The organism is Streptomyces griseochromogenes (assembly GCF_001542625.1).
GTDB lineage: Bacteria > Actinomycetota > Actinomycetes > Streptomycetales > Streptomycetaceae > Streptomyces > Streptomyces griseochromogenes.
The window spans coordinates 3,677,466-3,697,523 of record NZ_CP016279.1; the positions used below are offsets into that span (position 1 = coordinate 3,677,466).

At 73.6% G+C, this 20,058-nt stretch carries 19 protein-coding genes and 1 tRNA gene; 12 read left to right on the top strand and 8 right to left on the bottom strand.

What is annotated here, in order from left to right; genetic code table 11:
* The first annotated feature begins 159 nt into the window (after positions 1–159).
* From AVL59_RS15630 to AVL59_RS15640, 3 genes are all read left to right on the top strand, one after another.
* A complete protein-coding gene (locus AVL59_RS15630; protein WP_067304312.1) occupies positions 160–1,587 on the top strand; it encodes an MFS transporter in 1,428 nt (475 codons plus the stop codon).
* Positions 1,588–1,632: 45 nt separating this feature from the next.
* Positions 1,633–1,706: transfer RNA gene (locus tag AVL59_RS15635), tRNA-Pro, on the top strand.
* Between the two features lie 209 nt (positions 1,707–1,915).
* On the top strand, positions 1,916–2,230 hold the full coding sequence (locus AVL59_RS15640; protein WP_067304315.1) for a hypothetical protein: 315 nt from the start codon (positions 1,916–1,918) through the stop codon (positions 2,228–2,230).
* On the opposite strand, the gene AVL59_RS52130 is transcribed toward AVL59_RS15640, so the two are convergent.
* Positions 2,214–2,375 (bottom strand): hypothetical protein, encoded by a 162-nt coding sequence (locus AVL59_RS52130; protein WP_159399922.1) that lies wholly within the window; start codon positions 2,373–2,375, stop codon positions 2,214–2,216. The genes AVL59_RS15640 and AVL59_RS52130 overlap by 17 nt on opposite strands.
* A gap of 63 nt (positions 2,376–2,438) precedes the next feature.
* Between AVL59_RS52130 and AVL59_RS15645 the strand changes: the two genes are divergently transcribed.
* A complete protein-coding gene (locus tag AVL59_RS15645; RefSeq protein WP_067304318.1) occupies positions 2,439–3,071 on the top strand; it encodes a DUF1345 domain-containing protein in 633 nt (210 codons plus the stop codon).
* 77 nt (positions 3,072–3,148) lie between these two features.
* Here AVL59_RS15645 and AVL59_RS15650 read toward each other — a convergent pair whose 3' ends face one another.
* The 6 genes from AVL59_RS15650 to AVL59_RS15675 form a co-directional block, all read right to left on the bottom strand.
* Complete coding sequence (locus AVL59_RS15650; RefSeq protein ID WP_067304320.1) at positions 3,149–3,841, bottom strand: GntR family transcriptional regulator; 693 nt, start codon at positions 3,839–3,841, stop codon at positions 3,149–3,151.
* Between the two features lie 17 nt (positions 3,842–3,858).
* Positions 3,859–4,860 carry a proline racemase family protein gene (locus AVL59_RS15655; RefSeq protein ID WP_067304323.1) on the bottom strand — a complete coding sequence of 334 codons (1,002 nt, stop codon included), beginning with the start codon at positions 4,858–4,860 and terminating at the stop codon, positions 3,859–3,861.
* Between the two features lie 43 nt (positions 4,861–4,903).
* The gene (locus tag AVL59_RS15660) at positions 4,904–5,800 is read right to left on the bottom strand and encodes a dihydrodipicolinate synthase family protein (protein ID WP_067304326.1); all 897 of its coding nucleotides are present in this window, start codon (positions 5,798–5,800) and stop codon (positions 4,904–4,906) included.
* Between the two features lie 72 nt (positions 5,801–5,872).
* A complete protein-coding gene (locus AVL59_RS15665) occupies positions 5,873–7,300 on the bottom strand; it encodes an FAD-dependent oxidoreductase (RefSeq protein ID WP_067304328.1) in 1,428 nt (475 codons plus the stop codon).
* The gene (locus AVL59_RS15670; RefSeq protein ID WP_067304330.1) at positions 7,293–7,595 is read right to left on the bottom strand and encodes a (2Fe-2S)-binding protein; all 303 of its coding nucleotides are present in this window, start codon (positions 7,593–7,595) and stop codon (positions 7,293–7,295) included. Before AVL59_RS15670 ends, AVL59_RS15665 begins: the two co-directional genes overlap by 8 nt.
* Positions 7,592–8,770 carry an NAD(P)/FAD-dependent oxidoreductase gene (locus AVL59_RS15675; protein ID WP_067304332.1) on the bottom strand — a complete coding sequence of 393 codons (1,179 nt, stop codon included), beginning with the start codon at positions 8,768–8,770 and terminating at the stop codon, positions 7,592–7,594. The genes AVL59_RS15670 and AVL59_RS15675 overlap by 4 nt, the downstream gene beginning before the upstream one ends.
* Before the next feature lie 151 nt (positions 8,771–8,921).
* On the opposite strand from AVL59_RS15675, the gene AVL59_RS55560 reads away from it, so the two are divergent.
* The 6 genes from AVL59_RS55560 to AVL59_RS15700 all read left to right on the top strand — a co-directional run bounded on the left by AVL59_RS55560 (position 8,922) and on the right by AVL59_RS15700 (position 15,114).
* Positions 8,922–9,044: a putative leader peptide gene (locus AVL59_RS55560; RefSeq protein WP_257785082.1), complete on the top strand. Its 123-nt coding sequence runs from the start codon at positions 8,922–8,924 to the stop codon at positions 9,042–9,044.
* A 174-nt stretch (positions 9,045–9,218) separates the two neighbouring features.
* Entirely contained in the window at positions 9,219–10,085 is an 867-nt protein-coding gene (locus tag AVL59_RS15680) for a glutathione S-transferase C-terminal domain-containing protein (protein ID WP_067304335.1), read from the top strand.
* A gap of 161 nt (positions 10,086–10,246) precedes the next feature.
* A complete protein-coding gene (locus tag AVL59_RS56385; RefSeq protein WP_418361204.1) occupies positions 10,247–10,357 on the top strand; it encodes a putative leader peptide in 111 nt (36 codons plus the stop codon).
* A 115-nt stretch (positions 10,358–10,472) separates the two neighbouring features.
* On the top strand, positions 10,473–11,681 hold the full coding sequence (locus AVL59_RS15690; RefSeq protein WP_067304340.1) for an LLM class flavin-dependent oxidoreductase: 1,209 nt from the start codon (positions 10,473–10,475) through the stop codon (positions 11,679–11,681).
* Positions 11,682–11,700: 19 nt separating this feature from the next.
* Positions 11,701–13,077: an NtaA/DmoA family FMN-dependent monooxygenase gene (locus tag AVL59_RS15695; RefSeq protein ID WP_067304343.1), complete on the top strand. Its 1,377-nt coding sequence runs from the start codon at positions 11,701–11,703 to the stop codon at positions 13,075–13,077.
* A 252-nt stretch (positions 13,078–13,329) separates the two neighbouring features.
* Entirely contained in the window at positions 13,330–15,114 is a 1,785-nt protein-coding gene (locus tag AVL59_RS15700; protein WP_067304346.1) for a LuxR family transcriptional regulator AbsR2, read from the top strand.
* 133 nt (positions 15,115–15,247) lie between these two features.
* Here AVL59_RS15700 and AVL59_RS15705 read toward each other — a convergent pair whose 3' ends face one another.
* Positions 15,248–17,860: a CHAT domain-containing protein gene (locus AVL59_RS15705; protein ID WP_099053070.1), complete on the bottom strand. Its 2,613-nt coding sequence runs from the start codon at positions 17,858–17,860 to the stop codon at positions 15,248–15,250.
* Positions 17,861–17,996: 136 nt separating this feature from the next.
* Between AVL59_RS15705 and AVL59_RS15710 the strand changes: the two genes are divergently transcribed.
* On the top strand, positions 17,997–19,421 hold the full coding sequence (locus tag AVL59_RS15710; protein WP_067304351.1) for a S8/S53 family peptidase: 1,425 nt from the start codon (positions 17,997–17,999) through the stop codon (positions 19,419–19,421).
* Positions 19,418–20,056, top strand: a complete 639-nt coding sequence (locus AVL59_RS15715; RefSeq protein WP_208870384.1) for an RNA polymerase sigma factor — start codon at positions 19,418–19,420, stop codon at positions 20,054–20,056. Before AVL59_RS15710 ends, AVL59_RS15715 begins: the two co-directional genes overlap by 4 nt.
* The last annotated feature ends 2 nt before the right edge of the window (positions 20,057–20,058 follow it).

The window sequence follows — 20,058 nt, forward strand, 5'->3', positions numbered from 1 at the left end:
CCTCCACTTTAGCAGTGCGGGGGTGGCTTCGCCGTGGACGGACGCGTCCGGCGCCTGCCGCTGCCCGCAGTCCCGTGAGTACGGGCCCCGCGCGCCCGCGCACCGCCCGCTCCCCAAGACATCCCACCCTCCGCGTTCGGATTCCGGAGAGGCTCCTTCATGCCCCGCACCTCCAGCCGCATCACCTTCACCGTCCTCGCGACCGGCGCAGGTGTGTTCTCCATGCTGCAGTCGCTGATCGCGCCGGCCCTGCCGACCGTCCAGCACGCGCTGCACACCTCGCAGTCCACCGCGACCTGGGTGATGACGGCATACCTGCTGTCCGCCTCGGTCTTCACCCCCATCCTCGGCCGCGTCGGCGACCTCATCGGCAAGAAGCGCACCCTTGTCGCGGTCCTGCTGGCGGTCCTCGCCGGCTGCCTCGTCGCCGCGCTCGCCCCGAGCATCGGCGTGCTGGTCGTCGCCCGGGTCGTCCAGGGCGTGGGCGGCGCCCTGTTCCCGCTCTCCTTCGGCATCATCCGGGACGAGTTCGCCGCGTCCGAGGTGGCCGGCAGCATCAGCAACCTGTCCGCCGTGATCGCCGCGGGCGGCGGTGTCGGCATGGTGGCCGCGGGCCCCATCGTCTCCGCCCTCGACTACCGCTGGCTGTTCTGGATCCCGGTGGCCGTCGTCGCCGCGACCGTCCTGATCGCCCTGCGCTACGTCCCCGAGTCGCCCAATCGCGCTCAGGGAAAGGTCGGTTGGCTCGGAGCCGGACTGCTGTCGGCCTGGCTGGTGGCCCTTCTGCTCCCGCTGAGCCAGGCCGGGCAGTGGGGCTGGGGCTCGGGCAAGGTGCTCGGTCTGTTCGCCGCCGCCGTGGTGCTGTTCGCGCTGTGGCTGGCCACCGAGGCCCGCTCCCGCACCCCCCTCATCGACCTGCGTGTGATGCGGCTGCCCGCGGTGTGGACGACCAACGCGGCCGCCCTGCTGTTCGGCGCGGGCATGTACGCCATCTGGTCCTTCCTGCCGGGCTTCGTGCAGACGCCGGCCGTGGCCGGATACGGCTTCGGCGCGAGCGTGACCGAGTCCGGTCTGCTCATGCTGCCGATGCTCGTCGCGATGTTCCTGTCGGGTGTCCTGTCCGGGCGGCTCGAACCCCGTGTCGGCGCCAAGGCGTTGCTCACCACGGGTGCCGCGCTCGGCGCACTGGCCTGCGGCTTCCTCACCCTCTGGCATGACGCGCGGTGGCAGATCGGCGTCGTCGCGGGCCTGTTCGGCCTCGGTATCGGACTGGCCTTCGCCTCGATGGCCCATCTGATCGTGGGCAGCGTGCCGCCCGGGCAGACCGGCGCCGCGACCGGCATGAACGCCAACATCCGCACCATCGGCGGTTCCATCGGCGCCGCGCTCACCAGCGTCCTGGTCACCGGCCGCCTCCAGCCCTCCGGCCTGCCCTACGCCTCCGGCTACACCCACGGCTGGGCCCTGCTCGCCCTGCTCTGTCTGGCCGCGGCCGGTGCCGCACTCCTCGTCCCGGTCCGCCGCGGCGGCCTCGCGGTGGGCCCCGTCCTGGAGGAGGTGACACGGGCACCCGCGCGCGTGCGGTAGTGTTGACCTGCGTGATCACGCGGGACATCCCGCGTGAGTCCGCAACGGGACGTGGCGCAGCTTGGTAGCGCACTTGACTGGGGGTCAAGGGGTCGCAGGTTCAAATCCTGTCGTCCCGACACGGAGACCGCTTCGTAGTCGCATGTCAGAGCCCTGTTTCGCATCAGCGAGACAGGGCTCTCGATCATTCCCGGGCAGTCCCGTCCCCTCCTGTCGCGGTCGGCTCGGCAGCGCCGCCTACCCGAACGGACCATTCCGGGAGGGCACCGTGTGCGAAGCGCCCCTAACGTCATGTGTGTCCGCACTCACTCCCCGTCAGGAGCCCGATGTGAACCGCATACGCCGCTACATGGCCTGCACGGCCGCAAGTACCCTGCTCACCGTCGGCGGCCTCGCGCTGGCCTCGCCCGCCCAGGCGCAGACCGGCGTCACCGCCGCCCGTGTCGTGGCCGCGGCCGCACCCGCCGACGACACGAGTGGCACCGGTGACACCAGTGCCACGGATGACACCACCGGCAACTGCAATTGCACCGGCAATGGCAATGGCAATGGCAACGGCGCCGGCGGCGTCGTCGGCGGCCTCCTCGGTGGCCTGCTCCACCTGGTCGGCGGCCTGCTGGGCGGAGTCACCGGCGGCTTGTGACCGGGGCACGGTGCACCTGCTCCACGACCGTGTCCGCCGCCTCGCCGCCCGGTGCGGCGTCCCGCTGCCCGGGGCGCCGCACCAGGCGGCTGGTGGCGGCCGGCCGCATGCCGTAGAGGCCGGGCGACAGGGGCTGTCGCGACACGGGCCGTAGGGGCCGGACGGACGGAACTCGCTCATGTGTACGACCTTGTCGGCCCGGTGACGGATGAGCGGCCGGTTGTCGGTGGACGCCGTGCCCCGCCTCATCGGCGCGGTGATCCTCGGCGCCGTGGTCGGTGTGGCCGTCGGGCTGCCGACCGGAGCACCGCTCGGGGCGCTGGCCGCGATCGCCGCCACGCAACTGGCCTTCGTGGTGGCGGGCTGGGCGGTGCTGTGGCCCATGGACGCCACGGCCACCCACCGCAACGCCCGGCGTGAGGATCTGCGGCCCGTCGGCGAGGAACTCGTGGTCGTGGCGGTCGCCTCGTGCGGACTGGTCGCCATCGTGCTGCTGCTCGTGCTCGGCACCTCCGACACCGGCCACGCGGGCGCCGCGATCGCCCTGTCGGGGGTGTTCATGGCCTGGGCGGCACTGCATCTGATGTACGCCACGCGTTACGCCTACGCCTACTACGACGCCGCGGGCGGCATCGACTTCAACTCCGCCCGGCCGCCGGCATACCGCGACTTCCTATACTTCAGCTACAACCTCGGCATGACCTACCAGGTGTCCGACACCGCCGTCTCGAGTACGGTCATCCGCACGATCGTGCTGCGCCACGCACTCCTGTCGTACGTCTTCGGCACCAGCATTCTGGCCACCGCCATCAACCTCGTCGTTGGACTCGTCACCGGCTGACGCCGACGGCGACGGCCACGACCGGGACCCGATGAGCGCGGTCCGCCGCGCCCGCCACTTTCGCGGCGCCCGTCCGGCTACTCGGCCCACAGGGCGCGCACATGCCCCAGGTGCCGCGTCATGATCTCCGCCACGGCCTTCTCGTCGCGCTCCAGCAACGCGTCCAGCAGCTCCAGGTGCTCCTGGGCCGAGGCCAGCAGACGGCCCGCCTCGACCAGGGCGGTGAGACCGTACAGACGGGAGCGCTTGCGCAGGTCCGCGACGACCTCCACCAGGTGCGCGTTGCCGGCCAGGGCGAGCAGGCCGAGGTGGAAGCGGGTGTCGGCCTCGACATAGGCGATCAGGTCGCCGGCCGCCGCCGCGGTGACGATCTCCCGGGCCGCGGGGCGCAACGCCTCCAGCGAGACCCGGTCGGCCGTGCGGGCCAGTGCCACCACGGTGGGGATCTCGATGAGTGAACGGATGTGCGTGTACTCGTCGAGCTGCTGGTCGGAGACGGCCGTGACCCGGAAGCCCTTGTTGGGCACCGTGTCGACCAGGCCCTCCTTGGCCAGGTCCAGCATCGCCTCCCGCACCGGTGTCGCCGAGACGCCGAAACGGGCCGCGAGCGAAGGTGCCGAGTAGACCTCGCCCGGCCGCAGCTCGCCCGCGATCAGCGCGGCCCGCAACGCGTCGGCGACCCGCTCGCGATAGCTGCTGCGCCGACCGCCCAGCCGGGGGAGCGCGGGTGCGTTCGCCTGCTGCGGATCCTGTGCCATGTCACGCATCATCGCAGTGTAATCGGCGTCTAGAGGACGAAGCCCTCCGGGAACGGATCGGTCGGATCGAGCAGGTACTGCGCCGTGCCGGTGACCCAGGCGCGGCCGGTGAAGCTCGGCAGGACGGCGGGGATGCCGGCGACCTCGGTCGTGCCCAGCAGCCGTCCGGTGAACCGGGTGCCGATGAAGGACTCGTTCACGAACTCGGTGTGCAGCGGCAGTTCGCCCCGCGCGTGCAGTTGTGCCATGCGCGCGCTCGTACCCGTGCCGCAGGGCGAGCGGTCGAACCAGCCGGGGTGGATGGCCATCGCGTGCCGGGAGTGGCGGGCGGTGGCGCCGGGCGCGTACAGATGGACGTGGTGGCAGCCGCGGATGGACGGGTCCTCCGGGTGGACCGGCTCCTCCTCGGCGTTGATCGCCTCCATCAACGACAGCCCGGCGGCGAGAATGTCGTCCTTGCGGGCACGGTCGAAGGGCAGGCCGAACTGCTCCAGCGGCAGGATGGCGTAGAAGTTGCCGCCGTAGGCGAGGTCGTACGTGACCGTCCGCCCGTCGGCCAGCACCGCCTTGCGGTCCAGTCCGACGCTGAAGGACGGCACATTGCGCAACGTGACGTTCGCGGCGGCACCGTTCTCGACCGCCACCTCGGCGACCACGACCCCCGCCGGGGTGTCCAGGCGGATGGTGGTCACGGGCTCCACGACCTCCACCATGCCGGTCTCGACCAGCACGGTCGCCACGCCGATCGTGCCGTGCCCGCACATGGGCAGATAGCCGGAGACCTCGATGTAGATCACCCCCCAGTCGCAGTCGGGCCGGCTCGGCGGCTGCAGGATCGCGCCGCTCATCGCGGAGTGCCCGCGCGGCTCGTTCATCAGCAACTGCTTGACGGGGTCGCGGTGTTCACGGAAGTACAGCCGCCGCTCGTTCATCGTCGCACCGGGTACGGTGCCGATCCCACCGGTGATCACGCGGGTCGGCATGCCCTCGGTGTGCGAGTCGACGGCGTGCAGGACGAGCTTGCTGCGCATCTGCGGTTCCCTCTCCGTTGTCCGTCACGCGGTCCGTCGTCCGTCACGCGAGGCCCGCGGCCACGGCCTTCTCGGTGGCCGCGCGGACCGCGGCCTCCTGCTCGGGCAGCAGCGGGACGCGGGGCGGGCGCACCGGGCCGCCGTACCGTCCGACCACGTCCATGGACAGCTTGATGGCCTGCACGAACTCCACCTTCGAGTCCCAGCGCAGCAGCGGGTGCAACTGCCGGTACAGGGGGAGCGCGGTGGTGAGGTCCCCGGACACGGCGGCGCGGTACAGCTCGGCCGAGGCGCGGGGGAGTGCGTTGGGGTACCCGGCCACCCAGCCCTTGGCGCCGGCCACGGCCAGTTCCAGCAGCACGTCGTCGGCGCCGATCAACAGGTCCAGTTCCGGAGCGAGTTCGGCGATCCGGTAGGCCCGGCGGACATCACCGGAGAACTCCTTGACGGCGTGGATGTGGCCCTCGCCGTGCAGCCGGGCGAGGAGTTCGGGTTCGAGGTCGACCTTGGTGTCGATGGGGTTGTTGTACGCCACCACCGGCAAGCCCGCCCCGGCGACCTCCGCGTAGTGGGCCAGTACGGACCGCTCGTCGGCGCGGTAGGCGTTGGGCGGCAGCAGCATCACGGCCTCGCAGCCGGCCTCACCCGCCTGCTCGGCCCAGCGCCGGGCCTCGGCGGAGCCGTACGCGGCGACGCCCGGCATCACCCGCGCGCCGCCGATCGCGGCGACGGCCGTCTCCACCACCTTGGCGCGCTCCTCGGGCGTGAGCACCTGGTACTCGCCGAGCGAGCCGTTCGGTACGACGCCGTCACAGCCGTTGTCGACCAGCCAGGCGCAGTGCTCGCCGTACCGGTCGAAGTCCACCGAGCGATCGGCGCGCAGCGGGAGCGCGGTGGCGACGAGGACGCCGCGCCAAGGGCGGCTCTCCGGGAGGGTCATGAGCGGTCCCCAATCCAATAGGGTGTGACATATTACTGGGCTTCACAGGCGTGTCCATGCCTTCGACGCTGATCAGTGCCGGTCGGCGACGGCCGGTGCTGATCCGTCAGGCTCCTGTCCGGGCAGTTCGGCCAGTACTCCGAGCGGCACCGGCCGGGCGAACGGCCGCCGTCCGGGTGTGAACGCGCACCCGGCGAGGCCGGCCACCGCCGGACCGCACATCCGGCCCTGGCACCAGCCCATTCCGGCCCGGGTGAGCAGCTTCACGGTGCGCGGGTCGGTGGCCCCGAGCGTGCCGACGGCCGTGCGGACCTGCCCGGCGGTGATCTCTTCGCAGCGGCACACCACCGTGTCGTCCGTGATCAGGTCCGGCCAGCCCCCGGGCGGCGAGTACAGCGTGTCGAGCGCCGCGAAGAACTCCCGCGACCGGGTGCGGGCCCGGGCGGCCGCGGCCCACCGGCGCGGATCGGGTGCCGTGCCGTGCAGCCGGGCGGCGATCGACCGGCCGGCGATGTGCCCCTCGGCGAGCGCGAGGGCCGCGCCGCCGATCCCGGTGGCCTCCCCGGCGGCCCAGACGCCCGGCACATCGGTGCGCTGCTCGTCGTCGACCCGTACGTCCGTCCCGGACAGGGTGCAGCCGAGGGTCTCGGCGAGGTCGGTGTGCGGCAGCATGCCGTGCCCGATCGCGAGGGTGTCGCAGGGGATGCGGCGCGTGCCGCCGGTCTTCGGGTGTCCGTCCCGGCCGAGCGCGGCGACCGTGACCGCCTCCAGCCGGTCGGTGCCGTGCGCCTCCACGACGGTGTGCCGGGTCAGGGTGCGCACCCCGTGCCGGAGCAACTGCCCCGCGTACCAGGCGCCTTCGGCGAGTTTCCCGGGCTGTGCGGCCAGTGCCGCGGCGCGCCTCGGCAGGGCCCTCGGATCGGCGGACTCCACCAGCGCGGCCACCCGGGCGCCCGCCGCCGCGAGCGTCGTGGCCACGGGCAGCAGCAGGGGCCCGGTGCCGGCGACCACGGCCGTACGGCCCGGCAGCACCAGGCCGCCCTTGAGCATGGCCTGCGCGCCGCCCGCGGTCACGACACCGGGGAGTGTCCAGCCCGGGAAGGGCAGCACGCGCTCGTAGCCGCCGGTGGCGAGCAGCACGGCGTCCGCGGACACGGCGACACCCCTCTCCTGCGCGGGGCCGCGCAGGGCGTACACCGTGAAGGCTCCCGAATCCCCTTCCACGCACCAGACATGGTGATCCGCCAGATGCGCGACGCGCCCGGCGCCGACGTGCCGGTCGAGTGCGTCGCGCAGCCGTTCCCAGGTGCGCCACTGATGGTGCAGGGCCTGTGGCCGGCGTGCGCCGAGGGCGGCGGCGGGCTGCCGGTAGAACTGCCCGCCCGCCTGCTCGGCCGCGTCGAGGAGGGTCACACGCACCCCGTCGGCGGCCGCCGCCAGCGCCCCGGCCAGTCCCGCCGGGCCCGCCCCGACGACGGCGAGATGCGGTCGCTCAGTCATCGTCCCGCCCCGTTCCCTCCTGTGTGACGATCACATCACCCGGCCGTACCGGGACCAGGCAGGCGCGTTGGTTCGCCTGGCCGTTGACGGTCACCAGGCAGTCGAAGCACACCCCGATCCCGCAGAACACCCCGCGCGGCCGTCCCGCACCGCGCGTGCTGCGCCAGGAGGTCACCCCCGCGGCCCACAGCGCGGCCGCGACCGTCTGACCGGGCAGCGCCTCGACGGGCCGGCCGTCCAAGGTGACGGTGAACGGGGCGCCCGGACGGGCCCGGGCCAACTCGATGGGGTTCACGCGGTGCCGCCTCCGTCCGTCGGATGGGCCTCGCCCGCCTCGAACCGCTCCGGGCGGAACGGGGTGATGTCCAGGTCCGGCGTCTTTCCCGTCAGCGCCCGCGCGATCAACTGCCCGGAGCCGGTGGCCAGTCCGATGCCCGCGCCCTCGTGTCCGCAGGCGTGGTACAGCCCGGGCACCCGGGGATCGGGGCCGATCGCCGGGAGGTGGTCGGGCAGGTAGGGCCGGAAACCCGCGTACGTGCGCAGGGCGTGCACCCGCTCCAGGAAGGGGAACAGCCCGATCGCCCCGGCCGCCAGCGCGCGGACCGCCCGGAGTGACAACGAGCGGTCGAAGCCGACCCGTTCCCGGGTCGCCCCGATCAGGACGGGCCCCGCGGCCGTGCCCTCGACGACCGGTGAGGTCCTGAGCGCGGCCGAGTCGCTCGCCACGTCGGCCACGTAGTCGGCGGCGTACACCTTGTGCCGGACCAGGCGCGGCAGCGGCTCGGTGACCAGGACGAAGCCGCGCCGGGGCAGCACCGGGAGGCGGACGCCCGCCAGTTCGGCGAGGTCGCCGCCCCAGGTGCCGGCCGCGTTCACCACCGCCGGGGCGTGGATGTCGCCCTGGTCGGTGCGGACGCCGAGCACCGCGCCCGCCGCCGTGCGCAGCACCCCGGTCACGGTCCGGCCCGTGTGCAGACGGGCGCCGCAGGCGCGGATCAGATGGGCGGCGGCCAGTGCGGGCATGACCTGGGCGTCCTGTGGATAGCGGACGCCGCCCGCCATTCCGGGCGCCAAGTGCGGCTCCAGGTGCAGGAGTCCGTCCGTGTCGACGACTTCGGCCGTGACGCCGGCCGCGCGCTGGGCCTCGGCGAAGTCCCGCAGCGCGCCGAGCGCGCCGGGCGTCGAGGCGACCACCACACCGCCCTTGGGCTCGTACTCGATCGGCGTTCCCAGCTCGTCGGCCAGGTCCGTCCACAAGCGGGCCGAGAGCAGGGCGAGTTCGAGCTCGGGGCCCGGCTCCTTGTCGGAGACCAGCAGGTTGCCCTCGCCGGCCCCCGTGGTGCCGCCGGCCACCGGGCCCCGGTCCACCACCGTCACATCGAGGCCGGTCCGCGCGGCGTACAGCGCACAGGCCGCACCCACCATTCCGGCTCCCACGACCACGACATCGCAGGTCAGTCGCTTCGCCACGGCAGTACTATGTCACATGTCGCTGTGTCTGGGGAGACCCCTGAACCGGCCTCGTCACCCGTCCGGAGTCCCAGGAGTGGACGCCCCCTTGACGTCGTACGACGCCGGATCGACACTCAAGGGCGGAATCCTAGTGAACGGGTAGGGAAGCATGGTGCGTCTGAGGACGGTCGCCTGCCGAGCGGGCTGTACGCCGTTGCGCGCGCCCCTGCTCACCTCCCGCCTGCACATCGACCTGCTGCGCGTGTGCAGCGCGATCAGCCCTCGCCGCTGACCCAGGCCCGCACGCGCTGTCCGAGCCCGGGCACGTCCCGCTGCCCGAGCCAGGCCCGCGCCCGCTGGAAGAGGCCGGTCCGCCCGGCGCCCCGGGCCCGGCCCGCCCCCGCACCCACCGTCCTACGACGCTTCCGCCGCGCATACGTCCGCGCGCCCGCATCCGGGGAGACCCATGTCCATCACTCCGCTCGCCGCCGTCCCGTCCGCCCACCGCACCGCCCCCGGCTTCCGAGGCCGGATCGGCCGGGACGCGCGCAGTGGCCACTACGCCGTGCCGCACCGCTACCGGCTCCATCTGTCCACCGCCTGTCCGGACGGGCTGCGCCTCGCCATAGGCCATCACCTGCTCGGCCTTCACGGCAGCTGTCCGGTCACCTTCCTGCCCGCCGTCCCGGACTGTCCCGGTGGCGGCCACGCCGCCCTGCGCCCGCTGTACGAGGCGAGCGCACACCACTACACCGGACCGGCCCTCGCGCCGGTGCTCAGCGACGACTGGTCCGGACGCATCGTCAGCACCCATGCCCCGGAGATCCTGCGCGACCTGGACCGCTTCCCCGGGGACGGCCGCCCGTCCCTGTATCCGCGCGGCACCGAGAGCGAGATCGAAGCCGTCGAAAGGCTCTGCGCCGAGGGCATCCAGGAGGCCGCGCAGCGCGCCGGACGCGCCGACGCCGACCCCGCCGAGCGCGCCGCCGCACTCGATCTGCTGCTGGACACGCTGGGCAGGCTGGAGCGCTACCTGGCGGGGGAGGAGTACCTCGTCGACGGCCGGCTCACCGCCGGCGACCTCGAGTTGTGGGTGTCCCTGGTGCAACTGGACACGGTGCACCGCTACCACCTCGACGCCTCCGCGGTGCACCGCATCGCCGGTCACCCGGCGCTCTGGGCCCACGCCCGGCGCCTGGCCGCCCATCCCGCCTTCGGCACCCACCTCGACCTCGACGGCATCGCCCGCCGTCACCACGGCCACTGCCAGGGGCTGGAGGCCGCCGGAGCGGCCGTCCAGATCCTGGACTGGACGCGCCACGCAAGCCGTTGACATGCGAACGGTCAACTGACCAGCCCGACCTGCGACGTGGCCGCGAAAGACGAGGTCGGCCCGGGAACATCCGGCGCCGCCCGCGCGTTCCCTCTCTTGACGAGATCCGCCGGGCGGCCGCCGACCAGGCCCGCCGCGTACGCACGACGGAGGTGACGGCCGTGACACATGTCCTCCCCCTGCCCGTCCGCCACCCGTACCGCTCCGTCCGTCTCCACTCCCGGCCGCACATAGACCTCCAGCGTGTGGCCGGCGCGCTCTGTCGCCACTGACTCCTGCCCCACTCCTTCCCGGCCATCGCCCGGGTTCCCTTGCGCCGCGCTCGCCCGCCGCCGACGCCTGCCCGCGAGCCGATGCTCTCGTACGGACTTCCAGGAAGGCACTCACGTGTCCCCGACTTCCGCCCCTTCCCTGCATCTCGCCGTCGCCCTGGACGGCACCGGCTGGCACCCGGCCTCCTGGCGCGAGCCGGTGGCCCGGCCCCGGGACCTGTTCACCGCCGGCTACTGGGCCGACCTCGTCGCCGAGGCCGAGCGTGGCCTGCTCGACTTCGTGACCATCGAGGACGGCCTCGGCCCCCAGTCCTCCCGCTTCCTCGAACCGGACGACCGCACCGACCAGGTCCGCGGCCGGCTGGACGCCGTACTCATCGCCTCCCGCATCGCACCGCTGACCCGGCACATAGGCCTGGTGCCGACCGTGGTGTCCACGCACACGGAGCCGTTCCACATCTCCAAGGCGATCGCCACCCTCGACTACGTCAGCACCGGCCGGGCCGGACTGCGCGTCGAGATCACCGCCCGGCCGGACGAGGCCGCGCATTTCGGCCGCCGGACGGTCCCCCTGACCGACGCCCACGCCGGCCCGTCCGCAAGGGAGCTGGTCACCGAGCTGTTCGACGAGGCCGCCGACTACGTGGAGGTGGTCCGCCGGCTGTGGGACAGCTGGGAGGACGACGCGGAGATCCGGGACGCGGCCACCGGCCGCTTCGTCGACCGCGACAAGCTGCACTACATCGACTTCGAGGGACGGCACTTCAGCGTCAAGGGCCCCTCCATCACGCCCCGCCCGCCCCAGGGCCAGCCGCTCGTCACCGCCCTGGCCCAAGACACCGTCCCCCACCGGCTCGTCGCCCGCCAGGCCGACATCGGCTACGTCACCGCGCACGACATCGAGCAGGCCCGCGCGATCGTCGCCGGGATACACGCCGAGCAGGCCGAGGCGGGCCGCGCCGACCAGACCCTGCACCTCTTCGGTGACCTGCTGGTCTTCCTCGACGACGACCAGGCCGAGGCCACGGCCCGTCGCGAGCGCCTCGACGCCCTCGCCGGGGAGCCGTACACCGGCGACGCCCGGATCTTCGCCGGTACGTCCGTCCAACTCGCCGACCTGCTGGAGGAGTTGCGGGAGGCAGGCCTCAGCGGCTTCCGGCTGCGGCCCGCCGTGGCCGCCCACGACCTGCCGCGGATCACCGGGCACCTCGTGCCCGAACTGCAACGCCGGGGCCTGTTCCGGCGGGCCTACGAGGCCGGCACCCTGCGCGGCCTCCTCGGTCTCGCCCGCCCCGCCAGCCGCTACTCCGCGGCCAACGCCTGAGCCGGAGGAACGCCCGACCATGAGCAAGCCGCTGAAGCAGATCCACCTGGCCGCACACTTCCCCGGCGTCAACAACACCACCGTGTGGAGCGACCCGGCCGCCGGCAGCCACATCGAGTTCAGCTCCTTCGCGCACTTCGCCCGCACCGCCGAACGGGCCAAGTTCGACTTCCTGTTCCTGGCCGAGGGCCTCCGGCTGCGCGAACAGGGCGGCGAGATCTACGACCTGGACGTCGTCGGCCGCCCCGACACCTTCACCGTGCTGGCCGCGCTGGCCGCCGTCACCGACCGGCTCGGCCTGACCGGCACCATCAACTCCACGTTCAACGAGCCCTACGAGGTGGCCCGTCAGTTCGCCAGCCTCGACCACCTCTCCGGCGGCCGCGCCGCCTGGAACGTGGTCACCTCCTGGGACGCCTTCACCGGCGAGAACTTCCGCCGCGGCGGCTTCCTGCCGCAGGACGAGCGCTACGCGCGCGCCAAGGAGTTCCTCGCCACCGCGCACGAGCTGTTCGACTCCTGGCGCGGCGACGAGATCCTCGCCGACCGGGCCACCGGCACCTTCCTGCGCGACGCCGAGGCCGGCGCCTTCGCGCACCGGGGGCGGCAGTTCGACATCCACGGCCGGTTCAACGTCCCGCGCTCCCCGCAGGGCCGCCCGGTGATCTTCCAGGCCGGAGACTCCGAGGAGGGCCGCGAGTTCGCCGCGTCGAGCGCGGACGCGATCTTCAGCCGGTACGCCACCCTCAAGGAGGGCCAGGCCTTCTACACGGACGTCAAGGAACGCCTCGCCAGGTACGGCCGCCGGCCCGGCCAGCTGCTCATCCTGCCCGCCGCGACCTTCGTCCTCGGCGACACCGACGAGGAGGCCGCCGAGCTGGCGGGCGAGGTGCGCCGGCAGCAGGTCAGCGGCGCCACGGCCATCAAACACCTGGAGTTCGTCTGGAACCGTGACCTGTCGGCGTACGACCCGGAGGGCCCACTGCCCGACGTCGACCCGGTGGTAGGCGAGGAGCACATCTCCCGCGGGCGAGCCCAGGTCCGGATGTACCGGGACCCGATCGCCATCGCCCGCGAGTGGCGCGAACTCGCGGCCGCCCACAACTGGTCCATCCGCGACCTGGTCATCAACACCGGCAACCGGCAGACGTTCGTCGGCTCCCCGGCCACCGTGGCCCGGACCATCGACGACTTCGTTCAGGCCGACGCGTCCGACGGCTTCATCCTCGTTCCGCACATCACCCCGGGCGGCCTCGACCCCTTCGCCGACAAGGTCGTACCGCTCCTCCAGGAACAGGGCGTCTTTCGCACCGACTACGAGGGCACGACCCTGCGCGACCACCTCGGCCTCGACCACCCCGACGCCGGCACCACGGCCGAGCGCGCCGTGTCATGAGGTTCCTCGCGGTGCCGGCCACGGCTTCACGCAAGGGCACAACGGCACATCGCCGTTCGCAAGCGCGGCGAACGGCGTATCGGAGTGGTCGAGGGACGTCTCCCTCCCCCGAAGGCGACGTCCCTCGACCGTTCCCCCGGTGCCGGACTGTGGCCAGGACAGCCAGACTGCCGCCCCCGGCGACCGGACGCCTGAGTCGGGGGCTACTCAAGTCACCCTGTATCAAATCTGAGTAGGCGCACTCCTCTTGGCGTGACGACTTACGAACGGGATGCGAAGACTCTGGAGCTGCCCTGGCCGTTCACCGGCCGGGAGGGCGAACTGGAACTGGTGCGCGGGTCGTTGGCGGCCGGCCGGCCCGGCATCGCGGTGACCGGGCCGGCCGGCCGCGGCAAGACCCGGCTGCTCACGGAGGCAGCACGGGGCGCGGACTGTGCCCGGGTGACCGGGACGCCCGAGACCCGGGGGCTGCCCTTCGCGGCGTTCGCGCATCTGATGCCCGACACCCTGTCACTGCACCGCGCGGTGCACCTGATGTCCGGCGTACGGCTCCTCGTCGTCGACGACGCCCACCTGCTCGACGAGGCCTCCGCCGCTCTGGTCCACCAGCTCGCCGTGCACGGCCGCACCCGTCTGGCCGTGGCCGCCACCGACGGCGTGCCGGTGCCGGGCGCGGTGTCCCGGCTGTGGACGGGGGAACTGCTGCCGCGTCTCGCGCTGGAGCCGCTGCCCCGCGAGGACACCGCCCAGTTGCTCGCCCCGGCCGCTCTGGAGCCGCTCACCATGAGCCGGCTGCACCGGATGTGCCGGGGCGATCTGCGACTGCTGCGCGATCTGCTGGAGGCCCTGCGCCGGTCCGGGGGACTCGCCAGAGTCCCGGACACCGGTGAGTGGGCGTGGCGCGGCCCGGTACCGGTCACCGCGACCGTCCGTGACCGTCTCGGCCCCGCCCTGAACCGGCTCGACGCCGACGAGCGGGAGACGCTCGACCGGCTGGCCTTCGCCGAGCCCCTGCCGCTCGCACCGGACGGCCTCGACCTGGACGTCCTCGAACGTCTGGAGGCGGACGGCCTGATCCAGGTCGACGACGACGGCTCGGTCACCCTCGCCCACCCCCTGCACGGCCCGGCGCTGCGCGCGGGCGCCGGCCGGCTGCGGGCGCGGCGGCTGGCCCGCGCCCCGGAGCCGTGCGGTACCGCTCTGGAGACCGAACAGGCCTCCATGACAGGCAGGTTGGAACAGCAGGACGTACGGGCCGTGCCGACGCCGGTCGGGGACTGGCTGCTGGCCGAGGGCCTGCCGGTCCCCGCCGGATACGCCGCCGTACGCGCTCGGCGCGCCCGGCTGCGCGGAGAGCTGCGAGAGGCGGCCGCCTGGGCGCGGGAAGGGCTGCGGGCGGCGCCGGATGACGAGCGCTGCCGCCTGGAACAGGAGCTGGCCGCAGGACAGTCGGGCGAGGTCACGGGAGAGGAGGTCTGGGCGGCGGCGGCCCGCGGTGACATCGAGGGCGCCCTGGCCGCGATCGCCGGCGACGACGTGCTCGTGCTCTACGACGCCGTACGCCTCGGCGCTCCCGAACGGGTGGCCGCGCGGCTGCCGGGCGACGGAGTGTTCGCCCGGCACGCGGAGGCGCTCGCCCGGGGCGACGGGCCCGCGCTGGACCGGGTGGCCGAGTCGCTGGCGGAGCGGGGCTTCCTGCTGTTCGCGGCCGAGGCACATGCCCAGGCCGTCCGCGCACACCGCGATCCGAGCGCCGCCCGGTTCTCCCGTACCCGCGCGGTCGCGCTGGCCCGCCGCTGCGAGGGTGCGCGGACGCCGGCGCTGGCCGGGCTCGTTCTCGGCGATCTCACGGTGCGGCAACGGCAGATCGTGGCTCTCGCGGCCGCCGGTCTGAGCAACCGGGAGATCGCCGAGAGACTGACCCTGTCCGTGCGGACCGTCGGCAATCATCTGTACAGCGCCTATACCCGGCTCGGCGCCAGCGATCGCGGTGCTCTGCCGTGGCTGAGTGACCTGCCGGAAGCCGAGCCGGCGTGAGAGCCGAGGGGGCTGCGCCTGCTGCCGACAGGACCGGCAGCAAAGGGGCGCGGGGAACTGCGCGACCAGTCACGACGGGCCCGCAGCCGACGGACGGCCTGAGGTCATCAGCGCCGTCCGAGCCAGTGCGACGCTACGCCGCCCCGAACGCCGCGAACGCCCAGCCCGTCGCCTGGTGGACCGCGTCGCCGGGCTGGGCCGTGCGGGCGTCGCGCAGGGCCTCGGCCAGGGAGAGGCCCGCGTCGAGGCCCTTGTGCAGGGCGAGCATCAGGGGGACCACGGCGGCGTCGTTCACGGGCGCGCTGCTCGCGACCACCCCGGCCGTGCCCAGCGGGAGCAACGCGGTGACCAGCCCGAGGAGTTCGTCGGCGCCCACCGACGCGAGCCGGGCGGTGTCGCAGCTGGAGAGGATGATCCGGTACGGGCTGCGGGCGAGGCGTTCGAAATCGTGCACGATCAGCGGGCCGTCGGCCATCCGCAGGGCCGAGAACAGCGGGCTGTCGGCGCGGAACGTGCCGTGCGCGGCCAGGTGGGCGAGGGCCGCGCCGTCGAGTTCCTCCAGCACGCGGGGGACCTGCGCCGCCTCACCCTCCAGGACGGTCGCCGTGCCGTAGCGGTCGGCCAGTTCGGGCACCTCGGCACCCCCCGTGGCCAGGCCGGGGCCGCGCACCAGGACGGGCCGGCCACCGGGCGGCGGCTCGGTCTCCCGGGCCCGCAGCCAGCTGCTCGCCGACGGCGACACGCTGAGCACCCGCTCGCGCAGCGCGGGCAGCAGCGCCCACGGCACCCGGTGCAGCGCGCCCGGCGGCACGATCACCACCGGACCGGACCCGAGGTGCGCCGCGGCATCGCCCAGCAGCAGCTCCTGCAGACGCCGGCCCCCCGCCTCCACCAGCGGCAGCCGCGCCTCGCCCTGCGGGTGCGCGAGCCTGCGCAGCCCGGCCTGCACATGCTCGGCCTCGGCCACCGCCTCCGCGAGCGCGCCGCCCGCGAACCGCCGTACCCGGCCCTGTCCGCACAGCAGGACGTGCACCTGGCCGTCCACGACGGCGAGCTCGGCCAGCCGTGCCTCGCCCAGCCGGTCCAGCAGGCGGCCGGCGTCGAAACGGTCGCCGTAGCCGGGCGTGTCCCCGCGCAGGTGGTGGGTGCGGGAGCGGATGTCCCGCTCCAGCCGCCGCTGTTCGCGCTCCAGGGCGGGAATCGGGCGGCCCTCCCCGCGTGCCTCCTCGGCGCGGGCCGCTATCTCCCGGTAGGCGGTGAGGCTGCCGAGCAGCGCCGGATCGGCGGGCGGCCGGGCGGGCGGCGCGGACAGCACGGTCGCCCGCCAGCGCTCGCTCCACTCCAGCAGCCGTCGCGGACCGCCGTGGGCCAGGCTCGCCTCCTGCGCGAGCGCGGCCAGTTCGGCGCCCTGCGCGGTGACGCGCGCCCTGAGCTCGGAGGCGCCGAGTGTCATCCGGTGGTCGTCCAGCACGTCCAGGCCGCGCCGGCAGGCCTTCAGCACGCCTCGCCCGGAACCGGCCGCCCGGGCCCGCAGCGCCTGCGCGGCCCAGCCCGTCATGCGGGCCGGCGGGGGACCGCCGTGCCGGCTGCGCGCGGCCACCGCCAAGTGCCGCTCCGCCTCCGCCGTCCGGCCCAGGGCGAGCGCGATCCGGCCGGCGAGCAGCGCGGCCTGGGGCGCGGCGGGCGAACCGAAGGAGGCCAGCCGCTCGGCCACCGCCGCCGCGTCCGCGACCAGCCGCCCCGACCTGCGCCCGGCCGCCACCCGGGCCTCTATGAGCACCAGCCGGGCGTGCGTCTCCCACCAGGTCCGTCGCTGCCCCGTGAAGAGCCGCACGGCGACGGCGGCACGGGCGATGGCGGTGTCCGGGTCCCCGGCCGAGCGGGCGGCCCGCGCGGCGGCGAGCAGCAACTCGGCCTTGCGGGTCGGCTGCCCGCCGATCCGGTCCAGCAGCGCGATGGCCGCGTCCGCCTCCGCGAGCGCCTCCGGGGCGAGTCCCGCCGCCATCAGCACCTCGCAGCGCCGGATCGAGAGCATGAACGTGGGTGTCTCCAGCTTGCCGTACCGCTCCTCGGCCTCGTCCAGCAGCCGCAGCGCGGCCGGGATGTCACCCGAGCGGAACGCGGCAAGGCCCCGGCTCTCCACCGCGTCCGCCTTGTCGTGTTCCTGGCCGGTGGTCTCCCACAGCCGCTCCGCCGCCGTGAAGTCCGCGTCGGCCCGGTCCACGGCGCCCAGCGCCAGATGCACCGTGGCCCGCAACGTCAGGGCCCGTGCGGTCCAGATGCCGTCGTCGGCCTGCCGCAGCACCGGAAGCGCCCGCCGTACGTCCTCCAGCGCCTCCCGGTGGTGTCCCAGCACCCACCACACATAGGCCCGCCGGTACAGCACCCGTGCCCTGGTGTGTCCGCTGCCTCGCGCGACACCCCGCTCGAACGACGCCAGCCCCTGCCGCGTGCGCCCCGCGTGCACCAGTGCGACCCCCAGCGTCGCGAGCACGTCCGCCTCCCGGTCGGCCGACTCGGCGCGCGCGGCCAGGTCCCGGGCCTGGCGCAGATGCCGCAGGGCGATCCTCAGGTCACCGAAGTCCCGCTGCCAGATACCGAGAACCTGGTGGGCGATGCTGGCGTGCAGCGGTGACGGACGGCTGTGCAGTACCTGTTCCGCGCGTGCCCGGGCCTCGCCCGGGTCGGCGAAGACCATCGGCAGTAGTTCGAGAACCGACTCGCGTCCCGCTGTCACCCCTCGCATGGTAGTGGCCTGCGTAAATCCGTCACACGGGTTCTCCGTGGTCTCCGCAGTCTGTACCAGCCGTACTTGCGGGCTGTATCAATCGGTCTTCGGGCGACTCTGACTGTCGAGCACCGTCTCAGGGGGAGGACACACCATGGCACCTCGGCGATTCCACGAGCAGTTCGACCACATCCAGCGCTCGATGCGCGACGTCCCGCTCACCATGGGACCGGACGACTCCGCGGGGTTCCTCTACGAGAAGGGCGTCGTCCTCGCCCGCGACGGCGAGGAGGCCCGGCTGGTCGAGGACACCGTGCGCACTCACTTCACCGACACCCGGGGACTGGTCCCCGACCATGTGCGCCGGGTCGGCCCGGACACCAACCGCACCGGAGTCACCCGGATCCGGGTCGGCGACCCGGCCCAGGGCGACGACGCCGTCCCGCACGCCCTGCGCGCTCTCGCGCAGGCCGAGGGGCGCCAGAACCGCCGGCTGGTCAGCCGCAACCACGTCGTGCACATCGCGGTCAACGCCTGCCCGGGTGACGAGCCGGTGCCCGTGCCACGCAGTGAGCCACCCAACCCGGCGGCGGCCGAGGACCCGTACGACCCGGACACCGCCGTCCCCGTCCTCGTCATCGACACCGGTCTCGTGCACGATCACGCCTCCTACCCGCTCCTCGCCCACACCACCGGCGATGCCCAGGTGAGCGAGACAGGCGCGGACGGAATGCTCCGGCAGTACGTCGGCCACGGCACGTTCATCGCCGGGATCCTCGCCGCCGTCGCGCCCAACACCGACGTCACCGTGCGGGGCACGCTCAACGACGCGGGCGCCGTCCTGGAGTCCGAGTTCGGCGCCAAGCTCTTCGAGGCCGTCGACGAGGGCGGCTGGCCGGACATCCTCAGCCTCTCCGCGGGCACCTCCAACGGGTCCGCGGACGGCCTCATCGGACTCGACGCGTTCATGCGGGAACTGCGCGAACAGGGCACCCTGCTGGTGGCCGCCGCCGGCAACAACGGCAGCGACGACCCCTTCTGGCCGGCCGCCTACGCGGCCCTGCCCGAGTACGAGGACAGCGTGCTGTCGGTCGGCGCGCTGCGCGGGGACGGTGAGTCCGGCGCCTGCTTCAGCAACCACGGCCCCTGGGTGCGCGTCTACGCCCCCGGAGAGCGCCTGACGAGCGCCCTCACCGGCTTCGACATCCCCGTGCCGTACGTCTACCAGCACTCCACCTACGACGCCTGCCGGTACGGCTGCACCTATGCCTGCACCTGCCAGTACCCGCGCCACACCGGCGCGCTGAGCGAGGCGCGGGAGAGCACCTCGGCCAAGCCGGACCAGGTGATGTTCGACGGCCTGGCGCAGTGGAGCGGCACCTCCTTCGCCACCCCCGTCGTCGCCGGGCTCGTCGCCGCCCATATGACGGCACACAAGGAACGCGACCCGCGCGCGGCCCGCGCACAACTGCTCGCCTCCACCACCGACCGAGCCGATGTGCGCGGGGCGCACGTCCAGGCGCTGCGCCCGCCCACCTGGCGCCCGGTTCCGGTCCTGATCCCGAGTCTGCCCGCATGAGGGCCGGAATCCTCCACTCCACGGCGTACGATGACGTGCCGTACACGAGGGGTGGAGCCGTGGACCGTACAGAGGTCGGCGCGCTGGTCCGGTCCGCTGTCGACGGTGACGCCGCGGCCTGGAAAGCGCTGGTGGAAGGGATGAGTCCGCTGGTGTGGTCGGTCGTGCGCGCGCACCGGCTCTCCGACGCCGACGCGCACGAGGTCTACCAGACCGTGTGGTTCCGCTTCGCCCAGCACCTGGGCCGCCTCCGTGAGCCCGACAAGGCGGGCGCCTGGCTGGCCAGTACGGCCCGTCACGAGTGCCTGAAGGTGCTCAAAGGGATGGCGCGGCTGACGCTGACCGACGACCCGCAAGTGCTCGACCGGGCGAGCGAGGACCGCACGCCGGAGCAGACGCTGATCGACTCCGAGGAGGCGGCCGTCGAGGCCGAGCGCATCCGCCGGCTGTGGCAGGAGTTCGAGGCGCTCGGCGACCGGTGCAGGAAGCTGCTGCGGGTGCTGATGGCCTCGCCGCCGCCCAGCTATCTGGAGGTGTCGTCCGCGCTCGGTATCGCGGTCGGCAGTATCGGGCCGCTGCGCCAGCGCTGTCTGCGCCGGCTGCGAGCCCGCATGGACGCCCGGGGGGCGATGTGAGC

What these genes read in the sequence shown, in the direction of transcription:
- AVL59_RS15715 (WP_208870384.1), top strand. Translation starts at nt 19,418, where the DNA reads ATGAGGGCCGGAATCCTCCACTCCACGGCGTACGATGACGTGCCGTAC.
- AVL59_RS15695 (WP_067304343.1), top strand. Translation starts at nt 11,701, where the DNA reads ATGAGCAAGCCGCTGAAGCAGATCCACCTGGCCGCACACTTCCCCGGC.
- AVL59_RS15630 (WP_067304312.1), top strand. Translation starts at nt 160, where the DNA reads ATGCCCCGCACCTCCAGCCGCATCACCTTCACCGTCCTCGCGACCGGC.
- AVL59_RS55560 (WP_257785082.1), top strand. Translation starts at nt 8,922, where the DNA reads ATGGTGCGTCTGAGGACGGTCGCCTGCCGAGCGGGCTGTACGCCGTTG.
- AVL59_RS15650 (WP_067304320.1), bottom strand. Translation starts at nt 3,841, where the DNA reads ATGATGCGTGACATGGCACAGGATCCGCAGCAGGCGAACGCACCCGCG.
- AVL59_RS15660 (WP_067304326.1), bottom strand. Translation starts at nt 5,800, where the DNA reads ATGACCCTCCCGGAGAGCCGCCCTTGGCGCGGCGTCCTCGTCGCCACC.
- AVL59_RS15710 (WP_067304351.1), top strand. Translation starts at nt 17,997, where the DNA reads ATGGCACCTCGGCGATTCCACGAGCAGTTCGACCACATCCAGCGCTCG.
- AVL59_RS15705 (WP_099053070.1), bottom strand. Translation starts at nt 17,860, where the DNA reads ATGCGAGGGGTGACAGCGGGACGCGAGTCGGTTCTCGAACTACTGCCG.
- AVL59_RS15665 (WP_067304328.1), bottom strand. Translation starts at nt 7,300, where the DNA reads ATGACTGAGCGACCGCATCTCGCCGTCGTCGGGGCGGGCCCGGCGGGA.
- AVL59_RS15645 (WP_067304318.1), top strand. Translation starts at nt 2,439, where the DNA reads ATGAGCGGCCGGTTGTCGGTGGACGCCGTGCCCCGCCTCATCGGCGCG.
- AVL59_RS15655 (WP_067304323.1), bottom strand. Translation starts at nt 4,860, where the DNA reads ATGCGCAGCAAGCTCGTCCTGCACGCCGTCGACTCGCACACCGAGGGC.
- AVL59_RS15680 (WP_067304335.1), top strand. Translation starts at nt 9,219, where the DNA reads ATGTCCATCACTCCGCTCGCCGCCGTCCCGTCCGCCCACCGCACCGCC.